General features: G+C 30.7%; 22 protein-coding genes and 1 riboswitch. Of the genes, 18 read left to right on the forward strand and 4 right to left on the reverse strand.

All coding sequences use genetic code 11. The annotated features are described in order from the left end of the window. From B5D41_RS02695 to B5D41_RS02775, 17 genes are all read left to right on the forward strand, one after another. On the forward strand, positions 1-498 hold the full coding sequence (locus B5D41_RS02695) for a 3-isopropylmalate dehydratase small subunit (RefSeq protein WP_078809065.1): 498 nt from the start codon (positions 1-3) through the stop codon (positions 496-498). Positions 499-659: 161 nt separating this feature from the next. Beyond that, positions 660-1619, forward strand: coding sequence for a tripartite tricarboxylate transporter substrate binding protein (locus B5D41_RS02700; protein WP_200806405.1), 960 nt, complete (start codon positions 660-662; stop codon positions 1617-1619). A 91-nt stretch (positions 1620-1710) separates the two neighbouring features. Beyond that, positions 1711-3234, forward strand: coding sequence for a tripartite tricarboxylate transporter permease (locus tag B5D41_RS02705; protein WP_078809067.1), 1524 nt, complete (start codon positions 1711-1713; stop codon positions 3232-3234). After that, the gene (locus tag B5D41_RS02710) at positions 3234-3677 is read left to right on the forward strand and encodes a tripartite tricarboxylate transporter TctB family protein (protein WP_078809068.1); all 444 of its coding nucleotides are present in this window, start codon (positions 3234-3236) and stop codon (positions 3675-3677) included. Before B5D41_RS02705 ends, B5D41_RS02710 begins: the two co-directional genes overlap by 1 nt. 89 nt (positions 3678-3766) lie before the next feature. Continuing rightward, entirely contained in the window at positions 3767-5020 is a 1254-nt protein-coding gene (locus B5D41_RS02715; RefSeq protein ID WP_078809069.1) for a nickel-dependent malate racemase, LarAH6 family, read from the forward strand. Positions 5021-5049: 29 nt separating this feature from the next. Beyond that, positions 5050-5328, forward strand: a complete 279-nt coding sequence (locus B5D41_RS02720) for an OadG family protein (RefSeq protein WP_234983881.1) — start codon at positions 5050-5052, stop codon at positions 5326-5328. Then, positions 5297-5689 carry an acyl-CoA carboxylase biotin carboxyl carrier protein subunit gene (locus B5D41_RS02725; RefSeq protein ID WP_078809071.1) on the forward strand — a complete coding sequence of 131 codons (393 nt, stop codon included), beginning with the start codon at positions 5297-5299 and terminating at the stop codon, positions 5687-5689. The genes B5D41_RS02720 and B5D41_RS02725 overlap by 32 nt, the downstream gene beginning before the upstream one ends. A 2-nt stretch (positions 5690-5691) precedes the next feature. Next, a complete protein-coding gene (locus B5D41_RS02730; RefSeq protein WP_078809072.1) occupies positions 5692-6807 on the forward strand; it encodes a sodium ion-translocating decarboxylase subunit beta in 1116 nt (371 codons plus the stop codon). A gap of 8 nt (positions 6808-6815) precedes the next feature. Further along, positions 6816-8144, forward strand: a complete 1329-nt coding sequence (locus B5D41_RS02735) for an oxaloacetate decarboxylase subunit alpha (RefSeq protein ID WP_078809073.1) — start codon at positions 6816-6818, stop codon at positions 8142-8144. Positions 8145-8281: 137 nt separating this feature from the next. Next, positions 8282-8477, forward strand: a riboswitch (cobalamin riboswitch). A 161-nt stretch (positions 8478-8638) separates the two neighbouring features. Further along, positions 8639-9394 (forward strand): energy-coupling factor ABC transporter permease, encoded by a 756-nt coding sequence (locus B5D41_RS02740; RefSeq protein WP_078809074.1) that lies wholly within the window; start codon positions 8639-8641, stop codon positions 9392-9394. Continuing rightward, positions 9391-9696 (forward strand): energy-coupling factor ABC transporter substrate-binding protein, encoded by a 306-nt coding sequence (locus B5D41_RS02745; protein ID WP_078809075.1) that lies wholly within the window; start codon positions 9391-9393, stop codon positions 9694-9696. Before B5D41_RS02740 ends, B5D41_RS02745 begins: the two co-directional genes overlap by 4 nt. Further along, positions 9693-10478 carry a cobalt ECF transporter T component CbiQ gene (gene cbiQ, locus B5D41_RS02750; RefSeq protein ID WP_078809076.1) on the forward strand — a complete coding sequence of 262 codons (786 nt, stop codon included), beginning with the start codon at positions 9693-9695 and terminating at the stop codon, positions 10476-10478. Before B5D41_RS02745 ends, cbiQ begins: the two co-directional genes overlap by 4 nt. Further along, positions 10471-11298, forward strand: a complete 828-nt coding sequence (locus B5D41_RS02755) for an energy-coupling factor ABC transporter ATP-binding protein (RefSeq protein ID WP_078809077.1) — start codon at positions 10471-10473, stop codon at positions 11296-11298. Before cbiQ ends, B5D41_RS02755 begins: the two co-directional genes overlap by 8 nt. A gap of 259 nt (positions 11299-11557) precedes the next feature. Further along, positions 11558-12772, forward strand: a complete 1215-nt coding sequence (locus tag B5D41_RS02760) for a CdaR family transcriptional regulator (protein WP_078809078.1) — start codon at positions 11558-11560, stop codon at positions 12770-12772. Between the two features lie 193 nt (positions 12773-12965). After that, positions 12966-14099: a glycerate kinase family protein gene (locus B5D41_RS02765; RefSeq protein WP_078809079.1), complete on the forward strand. Its 1134-nt coding sequence runs from the start codon at positions 12966-12968 to the stop codon at positions 14097-14099. A gap of 69 nt (positions 14100-14168) precedes the next feature. Continuing rightward, the gene (locus tag B5D41_RS02770; RefSeq protein ID WP_078809080.1) at positions 14169-15503 is read left to right on the forward strand and encodes a GntP family permease; all 1335 of its coding nucleotides are present in this window, start codon (positions 14169-14171) and stop codon (positions 15501-15503) included. A 286-nt stretch (positions 15504-15789) separates the two neighbouring features. After that, a complete protein-coding gene (locus B5D41_RS02775) occupies positions 15790-17988 on the forward strand; it encodes an MASE3 domain-containing protein (RefSeq protein ID WP_078809081.1) in 2199 nt (732 codons plus the stop codon). Positions 17989-18038: 50 nt separating this feature from the next. Here the strand turns inward: B5D41_RS02775 and B5D41_RS02780 are convergent, their stop codons facing one another. Beyond that, positions 18039-18365, reverse strand: a complete 327-nt coding sequence (locus B5D41_RS02780) for a hypothetical protein (RefSeq protein ID WP_078809082.1) — start codon at positions 18363-18365, stop codon at positions 18039-18041. Positions 18366-18368: 3 nt separating this feature from the next. Next, positions 18369-19151 (reverse strand): 4Fe-4S binding protein, encoded by a 783-nt coding sequence (locus tag B5D41_RS02785; protein WP_078809083.1) that lies wholly within the window; start codon positions 19149-19151, stop codon positions 18369-18371. 261 nt (positions 19152-19412) lie between these two features. Here B5D41_RS02785 and B5D41_RS02790 point away from each other — a divergent pair, with 261 nt between their 5' ends. Beyond that, complete coding sequence (locus tag B5D41_RS02790; RefSeq protein WP_078809084.1) at positions 19413-19733, forward strand: hypothetical protein; 321 nt, start codon at positions 19413-19415, stop codon at positions 19731-19733. A 56-nt stretch (positions 19734-19789) separates the two neighbouring features. Here B5D41_RS02790 and B5D41_RS02795 read toward each other — a convergent pair whose 3' ends face one another. Both B5D41_RS02795 and B5D41_RS02800 read right to left on the reverse strand, forming a co-directional pair. Continuing rightward, positions 19790-20029 (reverse strand): 4Fe-4S binding protein, encoded by a 240-nt coding sequence (locus B5D41_RS02795; RefSeq protein ID WP_078809085.1) that lies wholly within the window; start codon positions 20027-20029, stop codon positions 19790-19792. A gap of 110 nt (positions 20030-20139) precedes the next feature. Further along, positions 20140-21066 (reverse strand): AEC family transporter, encoded by a 927-nt coding sequence (locus tag B5D41_RS02800; RefSeq protein ID WP_078809086.1) that lies wholly within the window; start codon positions 21064-21066, stop codon positions 20140-20142. Positions 21067-21513: the final 447 nt, after the last annotated feature.

The following is a 21513-nucleotide window of genomic DNA, read 5'->3' on the forward strand; positions in this document are numbered from 1 at the left end:
ATGGAAGAGATTTGTGGTAGGGTTTTTAAATTTGGAGATAACATAGACACTGATCAAATATATCCAGGGCGTTATTTAGCGTTAACTGATCATCAAGAGATTGCTGAACATGCTATGGAGGGGGCAGATCCTAATTTTGTTCAAGAAGTAGAAGATGGTGATATCATTGTAGGTGGTAGTAACTTTGGATGTGGTTCTAGCCGTGAACATGCAGTAATCTGTATAAAGAATACAGGAGTAGCAGCGGTTATTGCTAAATCTTTTGCTCGCATCTTCTATAGAAATGCTATTAATATGGGTTTACCAGTAATTGAGGTTTCAGAGTTGGAAGTAGAAGAAGGTAATAAGGTTACTGTTGATTTAGGCGCCGGTAAGATTACTAAAGAGGATGGCACTGAATATAAATTCAAATCTTTACCAGATAATATTTTGGAAATTATCGAAGCCGGTGGAGTGATTAATTATAATAAAGAACAAAATGGACAAAAAGATAATTAATGAACTTTATGATCTAATTATTTAAAATTTCAGAAAATTATTTTATAGTGAATAGTAAGAAACTTATGAATAATAATTGGTTAGAAAGGAGGGACAAGAGAAAGTTTAAGCAATTAATAAAGCAAATTACAAATCAATTAAAACTCAAGGAGGTTATTAAATTGAAGAAGAGATTAATTAGTAGCATTTTATTAACATTATTAATGGTTACATTGGTTAGTAGTCCGATTTTAGCAGCTTATCCTACTGATAAAGCGTTAAATTATATTGTATGTTTTAATCCTGGGGGAGAATCAGATTTAACTGCTAGAGCTCAGCAGAAGCCTTTAGAAAAAGTATTAGGTACTGATGTGGTAGTTAATTATAAGATTGGTGGAGGTGGTGCTGTAGGTTGGTCAGAATTAGTTAATTCTAATCCAGACGGTTATACAGTAGCTGGTTTTAATCTTCCGCACATTATTTTACAGCCATTAGTAAGAGATAATCCTGGCTATCAAACTGAAAAAATTAAGCCGGTTTATACTTTCCAGTCTACTCCAAATATTTTAGCAGTACCTAAAGATAGTCAGTTTAAGACATTAGACCAACTGATTAATTATGCTAAGAAGGCTCCAGGTGCTGTAGTTATTGGTGGAAGTGGTAGTTATAGTGCTAATCACTTAGGAACTTTAGAATTTAACCAAGCAGCTGGAATTAAGACTACTTATATACCATTTACTGGTTCTGGAGAAGCAGTACCAGCTTTAATAGGTGGTCACGTAAGTGCATTAATGACTTATACTAGTATGGGTAAGCAGTATAGAGATGACATGAGAATTTTAGCAGTAGCTTCTGAAGAAAGAGTTCCTGCATTACCTAATGTACCTACATTTAAGGAATTAGGTTATGATTATGTAGAAGGTGCTTATCGTGGAATGGCAGTGCCTCCAGGAACGTCTGAAGCTAAGATTAAGAAGTTAGCTGCAGCAAATCGAAAGCTTAATAACGATCCTGAATTCCAGAAGAAATTAGAAAGTATGGGTTTCCAGTTAGTTAATATGGGACCTGAGGAGACTGAAGAATTTATTGAGAAAAGAACGAAGTATTATAGACAATTATTAAAAGAAGTAGGATTACTATAATTAATAACCAAAACGGCTCTCACATATGTGAGGGCCGTTAAATAAGAATAAGATCCTGAAATAGTTAAATAAAGAAGGAGGTAGAGTAGTCATGATAGAACATATTATAACAGCATTTGGTGCAATGCTTACTTTAAAGAATATGCTATTTATGTTATTTGGTGTTACAGGTGGTATGATAGCTGGTGGTTTACCAGGTTTAACAGCTACTATGTCTGTAGCATTAATTGTTCCTTTTACTTTTTCAATGGACCCGATTACTGGTTTAGTAACAATCGGGGCAATCTATTGTGGAGCAATATTTGGCGGTGCTTTTTCAGCTATATTAGTTAATGCACCAGGAACACCATCTTCAATTGGAACTACTTTTGATGGATATCCTATGACTAAACAGGGTAGAGGAGAGGAAGCTATTCTTACAGCTACTTGGGCATCTGCAGGTGGAGGAATTATCGGTACTATCATCTTAATCTTTCTTGCAGTTCCTTTATCTGAAGTAGCTATTAAATTTGGACCACCTGAATATTTTTGGGTTAGTATTTTTGGGTTAACAATCATTACTAGCTTAGCTTCAAAATCTATATTAAAGGGAGTAACTGGTGGGATTTTAGGATTGTTGATTAGTATGATTGGGATTGCTCCAATAGGTGGAGATGTTAGATTTACTATGGGTATACCCGCTTTTCAAGGTGGGGTGCAATTAATTTCTGTCTTAATTGGATTCTTCTGTATTCCTGAAATGTTAAAGACAGCAGGAAACCTTAGGAAAAGTGAATTAAAGAAAGATGTTGAAGTTAGTGATCAGTCTGGAGTAGTAAAGAAAGCCTTTCTAAATGTATTTAAAAAACCTATCAACTTTATTAGATCTTCAATTATCGGAGCGCTTGTTGGGGTTTTACCAGGGGCTGGAGGAAGTATTGCAAATTTAGTTGCTTATAATGAAGCTCAAAAAGCTTCTGATGATTCAGATAGCTTCGGGACAGGTAATCCACAAGGAGTAGTCGCTACAGAAGCAGCTAATAATGCTACGATTGAAGGTGGAATGGTTCCTTTACTTACTTTAGGTATACCAGGTTCACCACCGGCAGCAATCATATATGGTGCTTTAATGTTACAGGGATTAAGACCTGGCCCTGAATTATTCTCAACAAATGCTAAAATTACTTATGCATTTATGTTATCATTATTTGTAGCTAATGTTATGATGTTTGTAGTGGGAGCCTTAGGAGGGAAAACTATTTATAAGGTTGTTACTAATATTTCTAATAGAGTATTAGTACCATCTATTATCTTCTTAACAATCTTAGGTTCTTATTCTATTCGAAATAATATAGCAGATGTAGTAGTTATGTTAGTAATAGGATTAATTGGTTATGTTTTAAAAGAATTAGGCTTCCAACCTGGACCGGTTGTTTTAGGCCTAATATTAGGTCCGATTGCTGAGAAAGGTTTAGTACAAGGTTATTTAATGGGTATGGCTTTACCAAATCCATGGTTAACTTTCTTTACTAGACCAATCTCAATAACATTAATATGTCTTACTATAATTTCTGGAGTTTGGCCGTTAATTAAAGAATATAGAGAACGGAAAAAAGGAAAAGAGGTGACAGCTTAATGAAAGAATATAATACAGATCTGATTGGTGGATTAATTGTAGTTATTACTTCATTCCTTTTCTGGAAAGCAGTAGGTAACTTTACTCGTTTTGGTAAGCTGTTTCCACAAGGTATTATCGCCATACTTTTCATTGCAGGAATAGGTTTACTGATTAAAAGTAAGATTAATCCTTCTAAACGTGTGATGTTTATGGAAGATGATAAGGCAAGAATGATGGCTATTGCAGTTATCAGTCTTCTTTGGGTATTACTATTAGATAAAATTGGCTTTGCAGTAACTAGTTTTGTAGCCATGGGGTTATCTTTTTGGGTATTAAAGGAAAAACGAGGAGTTAGTAGCTTACTTACTTCATTTTTATTAGCTGGTGTTGAAGTGACTACATTTTACCTTATCTTTAGTAATCTATTAAAGATTCCTCTTCCTACAGGGATGTTCTTTTAATAATAGTTGTTGGAAGACTAGGCTTAAAACTGGTCTTCCAATTTTATTTTGGTACTGATACAATTATAATAACTAAGGAGGAAAGAATAATGGAATTAAAGTATGGAGAAGGAAAAGTAAGTTTTGAAATTGATGAAAGCAAAGTAACAGAGACACTCTTAGCAGATGAAAAAGAAGGGGTAGAAGATCCATTAGAAGCTATTAAAGAAAGCATAAAATCACCAATAGGTACAGATCCATTACTAGAGGTGGCGAAAAGAAAATCTCCGAAAAAAGTTGTAATTATTGTTAATGATGTAAGTAGACCAACACCATATAATTATATATTACCACCTATACTTGAAGATTTACATGAAGCAGGAATTAAAAAGGATCAAATTACATTTATAATTGCTACAGGAATTCATGACCCACATACTGATCAGCAGAATGAAGAGATTTTTGGCAAAGAATTAGTAGAAAATTATTCTTTTAAATTTCATAATCCTGATGAAGATTTAGTTAATTTAGGTGAATTAAGTTCTGGAAATACACTGCATGTAAATAAAGAAGTAGTAGACGCAGATATGGTCATTACTACAGGAGTAATATTACCACATTATTTTGCAGGGTTTTCTGGAGGGAGAAAATCAATCCTACCAGGTGTTGCTGGTCGAGATACTATTCAATTTAATCATGCACGAATGGTTAAATTATTAGGGAATTTACCTCCATTAGAAGAGAATCCAGTTAGTTTAGAGATGTTTGAGGCGGCTAACAAAGTAGGAGTAGATTTTATTTTAAATATTGTAACGAATAGTGAGAGAGAAATAGTTAAGGTAGTAGCAGGAGATTTAGAAGAAGCCTGGTATGCTGGAACTGATATTTCTTCTAAGATGTATCATGTGCCATTAAAAGAAAAGACTGATGTGGCAATTGTAAGTGCAGGAGGTTATCCAAGAGATATAAATATTTATCAAGCTCAAAAAGCTCTTGATCATGCCGACCACGGTACTAAATTAGGTGGAACAATTATCTGGGTGGCTAAATGTCAAGAAGGTTTAGCAGAAGAGGTATTTGAAAATTGGATGTATGATGCTCAAAAGCCTGAAGATAACGTAAAGCGAATTAAAAAACAGTTTGTAATTGGTGGGCATAAAGCATATGCAATTAGTCAAGTAGCATGTCATAAAGAGATTATATTAGTTTCTGATTTAGATGAAGATATAACAGAAACATTATTTGCTAAGAAAATGGATAGTGTACAAGCTGCTATAGATTATGTGGAAGAGAAATATAATGGAGATTATAACACCATAGTAATGCCTCAAGGTAGTTTAACTGTTCCAACTGTTGATCATTAATTTTAAGGGAGGCAACTATATTGGAAAAAGTGATTATAACTAGTCTCTTAGGAATGGGGGTAGTCTTTAGTTTTTTATTATTAATTTATGGTATATTATTTAGCTTTAAATATATATTTGTAAAAAATGAACACGCTTCTAAAGGAGAAATAATACCTAATAATAATGATTTAGTGGAAGAAGAGCTAGTCTCAATTCTGACTACCTTAAATTATTATACTGGTGAAGATTTAAATGAAGGAGAAGTAATTATTGATAAAGCTGGGAGGGTAAAAGATGAAGAGATATATTGTTCAGGCCAACAATAAGGAATATGAAGTCTTTATTAGAGAAGCTCCAAATGGTAGTGAAAATTTAGAACAAGATAATCCTCAAACGTCTGATAAAGATGATGAAGTAGTAAACCAAGTTATTTCTAGTACCGATTCAGCGATTAATGAAGATAAAATTCCAGTATTAGCTCCTATGTCTGGTGAAGTTTTATCTATAAGGGTTGATGAAGGTTCTAAAGTTAATAAAGGCCAAATAATTATGACTATAGAAGCCATGAAAATGGAAACAGAGATAGCAGCACCTACCAGTGGCATCATCAATAAAATTTTGGTTAAAAAAGGTGTTAATTGTAACCAAAAAGATAAGTTAGCTTTAATTGAAGAGGTTGGTGGTTAATAATGTATGCCAATCTGATCCAGGAATTATTAGTAGAGACTGGATTTTATAATTTAACCTTCCAACATTTAATTATGTTATTGATAGGTTTATCATTGATCTATTTAGCAATCAACAAAAAGTATGAACCACTGCTTTTACTACCTATGGGAGTTGGTATGATTTTAGCCAATCTGCCATTAGCAGATTTAATGGAAAATGGGGGATTATTATATTATATTTATCAAGGGATAAAATTAGGAATTTATCCACCATTAATTTTTTTAGGAGTAGGAACAATGACAGATTTTGGTCCACTTATAGCAAACCCTCGTAGTATATTATTAGGAGCTAGTGCTCAATTAGGAATATTTTTTACTTTAATAAGTGCGTTTTTGTTAAATTTTAGTTTGCCAGAAGCAGCTTCTATTTCAATAATAGGAGGAGCAGATGGTCCTACAGCTATATTCTTAACTTCGAAATTAGCCCCTCATCTTTTAGGACCAGTGGCTATAGCAGCCTATTCATATATGGCGCTGGTACCTTTTATTCAACCACCAATTATGAAGTTATTAACTACTCAAGAAGAGAGAAATATAGAGATGGTTCAATTAAGGGAAGTTTCCCAAAAAGAAAAAATAAGTTTTGCTTTAATAGTAATGATTTTAGGTATTCTAGTAATACCTTCAGCAGGAGCTCTCTTAGGTGCATTAATGCTAGGGAATTTATTAAAAGAGAGTGGAGTAACTGAAAGACTGGCAGATACAGCTAGAAACTCTTTAACAAATATAGTAACTATATTTTTAGGAACAACTGTTGGTGCAACAGCCAATGCTGAATTATTTTTGAATTGGAATACGATATTTATTATAGCCTTAGGATTAATTGCTTTTATGATTGGGACTATAAGTGGAGTGCTTTTTGCTAAAATAATGAATTACTTTAGTAATACTAAGATAAACCCTTTAATAGGTTCAGCAGGAGTTTCAGCTGTACCAATGGCAGCTAGAGTGAGTCAAAAGGTAGGACAAGAAGCTAATCCTAATAATTATTTATTAATGCATGCTATGGGGCCTAATGTAGCTGGAGTATTAGGTTCTGCTTTGGCAGCAGGCGTTTTATTAACATTAATCGGTTAAAGGGGGGGATGATGAAAGTGAAAGTTACAGAAACTATTTTACGTGATGGACAACAGTCATTATTAGCTACTAGAATGACAACAGAGGATATGTTACCAGCTTTAGAAAAAATGGATCAACTAGGCTATCATTCATTAGAGGTATGGGGAGGAGCTACTTTTGATAGTTGTCTTCGCTATTTAGATGAAGACCCTTGGATTAGATTAAAAAAGATAAAATTAAGAGTAAAAAATACTCCTTTACAGATGTTATTGAGGGGACAGAATATTTTAGGGTATAAACATTATTCAGATGATATTTTAGAAAAATTTATTGAAAAATCAATAATAAATGGAATAGATATTATTAGAATTTTTGATGCATTAAATGATGTTAGAAATATGAAAAAAGCAATAGAATATACTAAAAAATATGGTGGACATGCGCAAGGTACGATAGTATATACTACTAGTCCAATTCATGATGTTGATTATTATGTTAATACAGCTAAATTATTAAAGGACATAGGAATAGATTCTTTATGTATAAAAGATATGGCTGGATTATTAACTCCTTATAAATCTTATGAACTTGTTAAAAAAATAAAGCAGGAGACAGATTTAATAATTCAATTACACAGCCATGATACAAGCGGGATGGCTGCCATGACTTATTTAAAAGGAGTTGAAGCAGGAGTTGATATTATAGACACCGCTATTTCTGCTCTAAGTTCTGGAACTTCTCAGCCGGCTACTGAAACAATGGTAGCAGTTTTAGATGATACAAAGAAGAATATAGACCTTGATTTGAAAGAGCTGGAGGAATTAGGAGGTTATTTTAGAGAAATCAGAAATAAATATGATAAATATGCTGATTCTTTTGATGTAGACCCTCGAGTTTTAACTAGTCAAATTCCGGGAGGAATGTTATCTAATTTAAGAAATCAATTAAAGGAACAGAATATGTTAAATAGATATGATGAAGTGCTAAAAGAAGTACCTAAAGTAAGAAAAGAAATGGGATATCCCCCTTTAGTTACACCTACTAGTCAAATTATTGGTACGCAAGCTGTATTTAATGTTGTAACTGGTGAAAGATATAGCTTAGTCTCTAAAGAGATTAAATATTATGTTAAAGGGATGTATGGACGACCTCCAGGTGAGATTGATCCTGAAATAAAAGAAATTGTATTAGAAGATGAGCTATCAATTAAAGAAAGGCCAGCAGATTTATTAGAGCCTAAATTTGATATCACATTGAAAAAAATAAAAGATTTTATTACTAAAGAAGAAGATGTATTATCATATATTCTCTTTCCAGGTGTAGCAGAAAAATTTTTAAAGAAACATTATCAGTAAAGTAAATGCTCCTTTGATCAAAGGAGCATTTACTTTTTTATATAAGATATTAGTTAGTTTTTTAAATCACAAAGCAGGATTATTATTTTTTTTAAAGAATTATATAGGTGAAGTGTAATAAAATGTTATTAAAAATAGAATATCGTTGATGGTTAGGTGCCTTTAATTATTTTAATTAAAGGAGAATAGGGAATCAGGTGAAAATCCTGAACGGGCCCGCCACTGTTATTAGCTAGTTAGGCTTAATACTCCACTTAGATTATAATTATCTAGGGAAGGGGAGTCTAGCGTTATGTTAAAAGTCAGGAGACCTGCCTAGTCATCGACCTACTAATGTTCTGCGATGGCAAGGAAAGTAGGTGATAATATGAGTGATTATTTATCCTTAATCTTGTTTATCTAGATTAAGGATTTTTAAATTTAAAGTGTTTTTTATAAAGGATTATAGCAAGATTATAAATTAAATTTGAATTATGAATAGGAGGAGTTTATCAATGCGTAAGGAGAATGCTTTTTCTATAGGTATTTATTTTATATTGGGTATACTGTTCTTTTCCCCAAAAGCATATGCAATGCATATCGCTGAAGGATTTCTACCGTTTAAATGGGCAGGAATTTGGTGGGTGTTAATTTTACCATTCTTAGCTTTAGGAATTAAATATATTAAAAATGTTATTGAAGAGCAAGGACATGGGGTGAAGATGCTATTAGCATTAGCTGGGGCTTTTGTATTTGTTTTATCTTCATTGAAATTACCTTCCATAACAGGGAGTTGCTCTCATCCAACAGGTATTGGATTAGGAGCTATCCTCTTTGGGCCATGGCCTATGGTAGTTTTAGGTTGTATAGTCTTGATTTTTCAGGCAATTTTATTAGCTCATGGTGGTTTGACTACTTTAGGAGCTAATACATTTTCTATGGCGATAGTTGGAGCATTTGTAGCTTATGGTGTATATAAATTATCTAAAAAATTAGGTGCTCCGCTTTGGCTAGCTGTATTTTTAGCCGCTGCGTTAGGGGATCTTATAACTTATTTGACTACAGCTGTTCAATTATCTTTAGCTTTTCCAGCAGAAAGCGGTGGAATTATGGTTTCATTGACTAAATTCATGGGGGTATTTGCAACAACCCAAATTCCATTGGCTATTACTGAAGGATTAGTAACAGTATTAGTTTTTAATGTGCTGCAAGAGTATAGTAAAGGAGAACTACAAGAGCTTTCGATTATCTCTAAGGAGGGTAGAATATGAGTTTAGCAGCTAAGAATTCAATTATTATAATATTAATATTGATTATGACTATTACCCCATTTGTCATTAAGCCGAATGCTGAATTTGGAGGTGCAGATGGAGCAGCTGGAGATATAATTAAGAAGATAAACCCAGAATATCAATCATGGTTTAGCCACATTTGGGAACCACCTAGTGGAGAGATAGAAAGCTTATTATTTGCATTACAAGCAGCTATAGGTGCTGGGTTTTTAGGATACTACATAGGTTCTAAACGAACCAAAGCTAAATATCAAACAGAAATGGAGAAAGATAATAGATGATAGACATCGACCAGTATGCTTATTCTAATAATTTGCGCTCAATACATCCAATTGAAAAAGCATTATTTGCTTTATTGACGATGTTAACTTGTTTAGTAGCTAATTCAATAATTACTTCCTTAGTTATCATTTTATTGATGGCTGGGGTAGTAATTTTTAGGGCTAAAATACCAGCAACTTCTTTTGCCAAAATGATCTTAATCCCCATTTCATTCTTATTGATGAGTACAATTACTATTGCTATTACTATTTCCAAAGATTCAAGTGGATTTCTTTATTATATTAGCTTATGGGATTGGCAGATTGGAATTAAATTCAAGAATATACTTATTGCTATAAATTTATTTTTGAAATCTCTAGGAACAGTTTCTTGTCTTTATTTTTTGGCATTAACTACTCCTATGATAGAAATCATTTCAGTACTTAAGAAGTTAAAGGTACCAAAAATATTTATTGAACTAATGATTTTGATCTATCGTTTTATCTTTGTACTTTTAGACACAGCCAATTTAATCAGAGTTTCACAAATGTCCAGGTTAGGGTACTCTTCTTTTAAGAATGCTTTTCTGTCATTAAGTGAATTGGTTTCAAATCTTTTTATTAGGGCTTATTATCGTGCTAAAGGCTTACTTACTACTCTACTAGCTAGAGGATATGAAGGGGAAATTAGAGTATTGGAGCCTGATTATGAATTTTCTAGAAAAAATTTAGTTTTGATTATATTAACTGAAATAGGATTAATATTTATTACAGTCTATACAGGAGGGGATTTGTTTGTCTGATTCAATACTCGAGGCCCAAGATCTTATATTTAAATATCCAGATGGAACTAAAGCATTAAATGGTTTATCTATTTCAATTGAAAAAGGGAAGAAAGTAGCTGTTTTAGGTGCCAATGGAGCAGGAAAGTCCACATTATTCTTGCATTTTAATGGTATTTTGCAGCCTAATGAAGGGCAAATATTATTTGATGGAGAAGTTATTAATTATAAGAAAAAAATGTTAAAAGAATTAAGAAAGAATGTAGGAATTGTTTTTCAAGATCCTGATATGCAATTGTTTTCATCTAGTGTTTTTCAAGAAATATCTTTTGGGCCTCTGAATTTAGGATTGTCCGAAGAAAAAGTAAAAGAGAGGGTTCATGATGCTATGGAAGTAACAGGGATTTTGGATCTTAAAGAGAAGCCTACTCATTTATTAAGCTATGGTCAAAAAAAACGAATTTCCATTGCTGATATTTTAGCTATGAAGCCTCAAGTTATAATCTTTGATGAGCCTACTGTTTGGCTTGATCCTAAACATTCTATTGAGATTATCGATTTTTTTAATGAAATTAATAAACAAGGAATTACAGTAGTCTTATCTACTCACAATGTTGATTTGGCTTATTCTTGGGCAGATTATGTTTATGTTTTTGCAGAAGGTAAGATTTTAGGAACAGGAGAACCGGAAGAGATATTTAAAGATAAAGAACTTTTAATGAGTGCTAATTTAACTCAACCATGGATTGTAGAAATCTATGAAGAGTTAATTGATAAACAGGTGATTGATCCTAATTTATCTATACCTAGAGCCAAAGAAGAATTACTTGCTTTAATATAGCATTAATTTTAGTCTTAATAGAAAAGAATATAATATATGATCTGTAAAGTAAGGCGGTTATCGTCTTGCTTTTTTTATTTAAAATAAATTATCAAAAAAGTATAAAAAATTTAAAAAGTGCTTAAGCAATTATGGTTTTAAATATTGTAAAGAATTTGATATTTCTAGAATATTTATATTAAAATAGTTATAATAATTCATTTTAATATAATTTATGATGATAATGGTTAAATCATAAGTGAAGGTAGGAGATGATCAAATGGAAATAATAGAAACTAATTCAGAAATTAATTTAACCTCACATCTCGCTCAAACTATCGTAAATAGAACTATGCAGATATTAGAGAGAAATATAAATATCATGGATGAAACAGGAATGATTATTGGCAGCGGTAATGCTGAAAGGGTTAATACACTTCACGAAGGGGCTAGAGAAGTAATATTAGAAGGAAAAGAATTAAAGATATCTAAGCAAGAAGCAGAGAGATTAAAAGGAGTAAAACCAGGGATTAATTTACCTATTCATTTTAATGGAAAGATTATAGGAGTAGTAGGGATTACAGGAATTCCAAAAGAGGTAGAAAAGCATGGTGGTTTAGTGAAGATGACAGCCGAATTAATGTTACAACAGGCATTTTATTTACAAAGGTTACAATTAGAGGAACAAGCTGAAGAATACTTTATTAAAGAGTTATTGAATGGAGACTTGGATCTTAAAAATGCTTTGATCTATGACAGAGCAGAAGCATTGGGCTACAATATCAAACAGCATTTATTCGTTTCTATTTTAGAAGTGATTAATTTATGGGATGAATTATTAACTAATTCTAATAATAGAGGAGAAGCCGAATTACATCAATATATAAAAAGAATTAGAGAAAGTATTGAAAAGTTCTTTAGTAGGCAGACTGCTACAAAAGTTTTTCATTTGACTGGGAAAAAATTTATAATTATAAGTTATGAGAACGAAGAAGTAAGAGTATTAGAAGATATATTAAAAGCTAAGAAGAGGTTAGTAGATAGATTAAAGAATCGATTTAAGGTTGATTGTAGAATTGGTATTGGTAGAGTAAGAGAAGGATTACTTGGAATTAAAAAGTCATTTGAAGAGGGTCTAGAAGCAATTAACTTAGGTAAAAAGTTTTATTCTTCTAAAGAGGTTTATCATATTGAAGATTTGAAATTAGAAAGGATGACCAAGCAACTACCTGTACAAGTGAGAAAGAACTTTGCGGATATATTGCCATTAGATCATCAATTTAGACAGAGCTTAGAAGTATATTTTTCTAATAATTTAAATATAAGTGAAACTGCTAGAAACCTTTATTTGCATCGTAATTCAATAATATATAGATTAGAAAGAATAAAAGAAATTACCGGTTTAGACCCTAAAAGTTTTGATGATGCAGTCTGTCTTAAATTAACATTATTATGTCATATGTTTGAAACTGAAGATAAAAGTGAGTTTAATTAACAGATAATTGTAGATTTTTTGTGCAAATTGATTAAATAACAAAGGGGATTCAACTAAAAAGTTGTATAGTTTGCTAATTGAATTTAGATAAAATACAACTTATAATAATATTAAGAAAATAAAAAATATTATTAAGAAAATAATAAAGATTAATAACCAATGATAGATATTTAATTTAGAGGGGATGAAAATGATGAAGGTATTAGTCGCGCCAGATTCTTTTAAAGGAAGTTTAACAGCATTAGAGGTAGCAGAAAGTTTAGAAAGAGGCTTGCAAAGAGCTGAGTCACAATTTGAAATAGAAAAATTACCTATGGCTGATGGTGGAGAAGGAACAGTACGTTCGTTAGTTGATGCTACTGATGGAAGGATAGTTACTCAGATAGTAACTGGACCCTTAGGAAATGAAGTTGAAGCCTTTTTTGGTGTATTAGGAGATGGGGATACAGCAGTAATTGAGATGGCAGCAGCTTCTGGTTTACCTTTAGTTCATAAAGATAAAAGAGACCCGAAAAAGACTACTACCTATGGAACAGGTGAATTAATTAAGTTTGCTTTAGATGAGGGTTGTAAGAAGTTGATTATTGGGATTGGAGGTAGTGCTACTAATGATTGTGGTGTAGGTATGGCTCAGGCGTTAGGAGGGGAATTTTTAGATAAAGACGGAAATAATGTTGGTTTTGGTGGTGGTGAGCTAGAGAATGTTCAAAAGCTTGATCTGACTGATTTAGATTCTCGGCTTGAAGAAGTTGAGATTCAAGTAGCTTGTGATGTAGATAATACTCTTTATGGTAAAAATGGTGCCGCTTATATTTACGGACCACAAAAAGGAGCAACACCTGAAGTAGTAAAAGAATTAGATGAGGGGTTAAAAAATATTGCCCAGGTAATTAAAAGTGATTTAAATAAAGATGTAAATAATATTCCAGGTGCTGGAGCTGCTGGAGGTTTAGGTGCAGGATTAACAGCGTTTTTAGGAGCAGAATTAAAACCAGGGGTTGATATTGTAATTGAAGCTAGTAAGATTGAAGACAAGGTTAAAGAAGTTGATATGATTATCACTGGTGAAGGCATGATAGATTCGCAAACTATATTTGGTAAGACTCCAATAGGGGTTGCAAGAGTAGCTAAAAAGCATGATAGACCAGTAATTGGAATAGCTGGCAGCTTAGGAAATGGGGCTAATAAAGTTTATGAAGAGGGAATAGATACTCTATTTTCTATAGTTGATAAGCCGATGGAGTTAAAAAATGCTATGGAACAAGCACAAGAGTTATTAGAAAGATTAGGTGAAAATATAGGTAGAATATTAAATATATCTTATTAAATAAGGAGGTGGATTAATAAGGATATTCAGTTTTGACTTTCTTATAAACAATAAAAGGAGGAATTAATTATGGTACAAGGACCATTATTATTAGTAATCTTAGCGGCGGCAATTGTATTTATAGTTCTTATGACTGCTAGAGTAAAGATGCATGCATTTTTAGTATTACTTTTATCAGCTTTCGGAGTAGGTTTATTATCAGGCATGAATTCTCTAGAGGTGATTAAGACAGTAACTGATGGTTTTGGAGGTATATTAAGTTATATAGGAATTGTAATTATAGCTGGAACTATTATAGGAACTTTATTAGAAAAATCTCGTGGTACATTAACGATGGCTAATACTGTTTTAAAGTTAGTTGGTAAGACAAAATCTGCTCTGGCTATGTCTATTACTGGAGCTATTGTTTCTATTCCAGTTTTTTGTGATAGTGGATTTGTAATCTTATCATCTTTGAATAAATCTTTAGCTAAAAAATCTAAAGTTTCTATGGCGACTATGGCTGTTGCTTTATCTTCTGGGTTATATGCAACTCATACTTTGATTCCACCAACGCCTGGTCCGATTGCAGCGGCAGGGACTTTAGGAGCAGATTTAGGATATGTAATTTTATTTGGATTAATTGTTGCTATTCCGACGATTGGTGCAGGATATTTATGGGCTACAAAGTTTGCTTCTAATTATTATATAGAAGCTGATATTGAAGTGAATGAAATAGAAGATGAAGGTAGTTTACCAGGTGTATTTGATGCATTTGCTCCAATTATGGTGCCTATTATTTTAATTACTTTAAAATCAATTGCTGACTTTCCGACACATCCTTTTGGTGAAGGTAGCATTAAGACTTTCTTTGATTTCTTTGGAGACCCAACAGTTGCTCTAATACTTGGTATTTTCTTAGGTTTTCGTTTATTACCTAGTTTAGATGAAAAATATATTAATGGCTGGGTTGGCGAAGGATTGAAAAATGCTGCTTCCATTATTATGATTACAGGTGCTGGTGGAGCATTTGGTGCAATTCTAAAGGCTACTCCAATTGGTGATTATTTAGGCTCAACTTTATCTGGATATCATTTAGGAATCTTTTTACCATTTATTATTGCAGCTGCTTTAAAGACTGCCCAAGGTTCTTCTACAGTAGCTTTAATTACAACTGCTTCTTTAGTAAGTCCTATTTTAGCACAGTTAGGATTAGATAGTGAGTTGGCTAAAGCTTTAGTTGTATTGGCAACAGGAGCAGGAGCAATGACCATTTCTCATGCTAATGATAGTTATTTCTGGGTAGTAAGTCAGTTTTCTAATCTTGATACATCCACTGCTTATAAAACTCATTCCATGGGAACACTTGTGCAGGGTATAACTGCAATTATTACTGTATTTATTATTTCACTTATATTTATTTAGAGTTAAATAAAGTTATTCGATTAAGAGAAGATATTATAGTGAGAAGCCCAGATTTTTCTGGGTTTCTTTTTTATGTAATTGTATTTTTATAATTTTAAAATGATATATATTTGAATTATTAGTTTTGTTGAAGGGGTTTTTAAAATTTTATCTAAATAACTATGTAATGAATACAAATAATATGTTGAATATTGTGGTTGATTTATAGTTGAAATTAGCTTAAACTTGGTAGAATGATTTTCTTATTCCAAATTTTATATACCGATGATTATTTAAGGAGGATTATATGGAGGGTACTTTAAAGCAAAATTCTTTAATGAAAAATCTTATAATATTATTAACTTTAGTTGTAGGTTTTTCATATATGGGTTCTAAAGATTATTTACTCTTTCATAGCAGTATAGAATTATTCAGTATCATTATAGCCTTTAATATCTTTATTATAGCATTTAATACTGATCATATTTCTAGTAGTAATTATTTTATTTTTATAGGGATAGCTTATGGATTTATAGGTTTTTTTGATTTAATTCATGTATTTTCGTATAAGGGGATGGGGATATTTTCAGAATATGGTGCTAACTTACCAACCCAATTATGGATTATTTCTAGATATATTGAAAGTATTTCTTTATTAATTGCTTTTAAATTTATTAAGCAAAGAATGGATAAGTATAAAATAATTTATATATATGCATTTATCTCTATTATTTTCTTTATAAGTATCTTTTATTTAGGGATATTTCCTGATGCCTTTGTAGAAAACTCTGGTCTTACTCAATTTAAAGTAATTAGTGAATATATTATTTCTGGAATATTGTTGATAGTGATTGGATTATTGATTAAAAATAAAACTAAATTTAATCAAAGAATGTTTGAATTTATGTTAGGTTCCATAATTATGACTATTCTATCAGAGTTTGCTTTTACCTTTTATATAAGTGTTTATGGCTTATCAAATATGCTAGGCCATTTATTTAAATTAATATCATTCTATCTTATTTATAGAGCAATAAATAGGACCAGTTTGCAAAGACCTTATGAAATTTTGTTTCATAAATTGAATCAAGAAAAAAATAAGCTACAGCAATATTTAAATACTGCGGAAGTTATATTTCTAGTTATGAATTTAGAAGGTGAAATTAAATTAATTAATAAAAAAGGTTGTGAAATTTTAGGATATAGCAGAAAGGAAATTATAGGTAATAAGTGGTTTGAATATTTTATTATTAAAAAGGAAAAAGAAGAAGTAAGAAATCTTTTTGAAAAGATAATAACAGGAGACTTAAAAAGCTTTAAAGATTTTGAAAGTAACATTATAACTAAAGGTGGAACAAAAAAAACTATTGCTTGGCATAATACTATATTAAAAGATGAAGAAGGGAACGTCAAAGAAGTTTTAAGTTCAGGGATGGATATTACTAAACGAAAAGAGACAGAAGAAAGAATAAAGTATATGAGTTATCATGATTCATTAACAGGACTTTATAACAGAAAATACTATGAAGATAAATTAAACCAATTGAATAATGAAGGACAGTTTCCTTTAAGTATAATTATAGGGGATGTTAATGGATTGAAGCTTATTAATGATGTCTTTGGACATGATTTAGGAGATAAGTTACTAAAGGACATAGCACGAATAATTAGAAATTCTACTCGAGATAAGGATATAATAGCAAGATGGGGCGGTGATGAATTTGGGATCATTCTGCCTAAAACTAATAGACAAGATGCACAAAAGGTTATCCAAAGAATTAAAGAAAATTGTAAAGCATCAGAATTTAAACCTATTCCACCTAATCTTGCTTTAGGAAGTGCAACTAAGACTAGAAGAAATAAAAATGTTGAGAATGTATTTAATAAAGCTGAAGATGAGATGTACCAGGATAAAATGGAAACTAAGAATGATTCAAAAAATCCTGTTTTACAAACTATAATTGGTAGATTGGAAGCTACTAATTATAAAGTAGTAGAACATACTAACAGAATGGTGAAATTAGCCAAAAAATTAGGAAAGAATTTAAATTTAACTGATGATCAAATTAAAGAATTAGTTTTGTTAGTAAGGTTTCATGATATAGGAAAATTTGTTATTTCAAACGAAATTTTAAGCAAGCAGGAGCCTTTAACACAAGAGGAATGGAAAGAGTTTAAAAGTCATAGTGAGGCAGGATATAATATAGCTAAGAATTTTAAATACTTAAATTCAATTGCTAATTATATCTTACATCATCATGAAAATTGGGATGGTACTGGTTATCCTCAGGGGTTAAAAGAAAATGAGATACCATTATTATCTAGAATAAATCATATTATTGATGCTTATGATGCTATGACTAATGAAATTTATTATCCAGTGAATCAAGAAACTTATTATGAAATTGGTCTTTCCAAAAATGATGCAATTAAAGAGTTGAAGAAGAATTCAGGGAAGTTATTTGATTCTGAAATTGTGTCAGAGTTTATAGAATTAATCGAATAATTTAAAGCAACCCCATGAGCCACTATTTTGGGGCACATGGGGTTAATTTATTATTGATTATGATATTTAAGAATGATTTTACGTAATTCAGCCATTTCAAAACTATATTTTTTCTTTAAGTCTTTAAGTTTAGCTTCTTTGTTAATATTGCCTGGTAAGCCAAGTTCATTACAAGTATATTCTAAAGGAACGCCGAACAATTTATTAATTGCTTTTAATTTCATCCAGCCTTTAATATCATCTTTAGAGAATTCACCTTCATGGACTTCAATGCCTTGCATTTGGCTTTCCCAAACACCTGTAGTAATAGAAACTCCAATTATTCCCCAAAAGATTAAAAAAGTGATAATTACAAATTGTTTTTTATTAAGCTTCATTTATTATCTTCCTTTCTTCCCTAAAGTTAAGTATAAAACATCTGATTGATTACAACTTTTCATACAATCTAAGCATTTTATACACTCTGTTTTAGAAGTAGATCTGCTAGGCTGCAAATCCATACTACAGGAACTATCACATATATTACAGTCATTACATTGATCATGATTTTTATTCAAATTAATGATACTTAGGTAACTAAGCGGAAAGATAATAGCACCCAATGGACATAAGTATTTACACCAAAATCTTTCAATAAGTACACCTAATATAGAGAAAATAATTAAGATTATTATAGGAGTTAAAGATTCAAACTTAAAATGAAAGAATACCTTTAGTGGGTCATAACCTTCAAACCATAATTGACCGGTGCGAATGGTCATAAAAGTAATTAGAATTAATAATATGTATTTTAGGCTTCGAAATGGTAATTCTAATTTATGTGGAATATAAATTTTTTTATTAATGGTTTTTCTATTAATAAAATTAAAAAAATCTTGAATGGCACCTAATGGACAAATCCAGCCACAAAATACAGCTCCCATAAAAATAGTAATAACTAATACAGTAAAGAGCAAAATAATGTTTGACATATTAGTCTTTAATAAAAATTCTCCATTATGAATCCAAGAATATAAAGTTTCTACTCCTCCAAAGACACAATAGCTATCAAGTGGTGGTGCCCCTTTTGGTCCGCCTCCTATTACTTGATGTTTAATTCCAAAAACAGCAAGAAAACTAACAAAAAATATTTGTGAAAGTCTACGCCAAAATGTACTTGTCATTTTATTTCCTCCTTCCCCAACCGGTGGGGGATTATTCTGTAAAGAATTATATCAATGAATTATGAAGAAGTAATGAAAGTAATGTAAAAAAATATTAATAAATACATTTATTTAATATAAAGTAAAATAGACTAATAAATTAATATTAAAAATGATAATAAATTGTAAGATAAATATCCAAACTAAATTGCATAAGAATTAGACAATTAATGTTAAGAAAAAATTGATCCAATTAATATGGGAGTGGTGGAATTGAATTTCATGTTTAAGGTAGTTCTTTTTCCGTTAGTTATTTATTTAGCTACTTTAAGTCAAAATGCTTCATTACCATTGATAGTTATTTTAGGTTTAGCTTTTTTATTAGTTATAATTGGTATTATTGCAGAACCTATTTTTTTGCCTAGATTTGGAAATCTAGTTTCATCTTTAATGGGAACAGCTTTTATCATGTTCTCTCTTTGGGTAACACCTTTATTAGTAGGAGAAGGTTCTTTTACAATAGAATTGGCTATAATTACTGGTGCTATTTTAGGAATAATAGAATTTACTTTACATCATATTTTTATACTAACTGATAAATAAGACAAAATAAAATAGCTACTAAAGTGTACTTTAGTAGCTAATGACTTATGGATGTTTTATGTAACGCCTAATATCTGCTTGATTTCTTCTAATTCTTCATTAGTTTCAGCATAATATATCATATTAACTTCACAATATTTAACACATGTTTGGCAATCCCAACAAGCTTCTTCATCATAAACAATAGTATCATTTTCTTCGTCATATGTTAATGCATCAGCATCACACATGTAAATTGAAGGACATCCTGATAAATCATCACATGTACAGCCTGGTACATTGACAAAAACCGGCACCCCAATCCCCTCCCCTTAGGAATTATATTTACTAATATTATACTCTATTTCTAATTAATAGTCAAACATTTATAAAAATTTGGAAGAGTTTGGAAGAGTTACATTTTTACTTATAATGTAATTAGATAAACAAAGATAGGGATAGTAAATAGTGATAATAAAGTTGTAAAAAATACTCCCTCAGAAGCGAATTCATAATCACTATCAAACTTTTCAGCAAAAATAACTCCACTTGCAGATGCAGGCATAGCAAAGAGAATAATAGTTATATCATTAATTACTTTAGGAATATTAAAAGGTTTTAAAATTAGCAAAATAATAAATGGGATAACTAAAAGTTTTAATCCACTCAGTAGATAAAGAGAAGTATTACTTAGTATAGTTTTAAAGTTAATATTTGTTAAAGAGCTACCGATAATTAACATAGATAAAGGAAATGTCATATTACCTAGACTTTCTAAACCTCCATTAATAAATGTCGGTATTTGCCATCCAGTAAACAATAAAATAAAGCCAATAACAGTTGCTATTAAACCATTATTGAGTAAATTTTTTAGAGAAATTCCCTCATTATTTTTGTTATCTTTAGTGAATATGTAAATGCCATAGGTAAACATCAAAAGATTAAAAAAGAGATTAGCTATTACAGCGTAAAATAGTCCATGTTCAGGATAAATAGTATCAATTACTGGATACCCCATATATCCTACATTTCCAAAAATAAGAAAGTAATTTAGAACTGGCTTTTGTCGTTTAGAAATAGATAAAAATTTCATCAAAAAAGTTACTACTATTATTAAAATAAGGTAAATGATAATTGAAATAAAACTAATTGTTTTAATATTAGTTATTAATGTAGGGTTAATAGTAATTGTCATTGAAGAGATAATTAATGCTGGTAAATTTACTTCAAGTAAAAGATTAGAAAGCCCTTCATTAATTTCTTGGTTAATAATTCCTTTCTTTCTTACTATATATCCTACTAAAATCATAAGAAATAATATTAAAATTTGATTTATTATAATAGTGAATTGCATATTAATTGAGTTCTCCTTTCGAATATAAGTTACTAAATAATTCTAACACATAATCTATAATAGTGTCAAAATATGAGCTCTAGTTAAATTTAACTAGAGCTCATATTTTATTAAATAAATTTTGAAAATATATATTATAAAATAGATATTGAAATTAAATGATTATATAAGAAATCATAGAATAAAAAGTGAAATTTAATAGTGTAAATTTATTCAGCAATAATTCATGTATTAAAGATTTTAGAAAAAAATAAAGTTAAAAATGAAGGAATCAGAATTTAAATACAGTAATATATAATAATAACAATAAATCCATATATAAACAATAAGAGCGTAGATTGTTAGAATGATTTTTAGAATTCTTCCAACTGCCCAAATATACTAGTTAAATCTACAAATAATTAGCTTAAAAGCTAATTATTTCTGTTTATATGAAGGAATTAATAA

Origin of the sequence: Selenihalanaerobacter shriftii (genome assembly GCF_900167185.1) — a bacterium.
In the GTDB taxonomy this organism is placed as follows: Bacteria; Bacillota; Halanaerobiia; order Halobacteroidales; family Acetohalobiaceae; genus Selenihalanaerobacter; species Selenihalanaerobacter shriftii.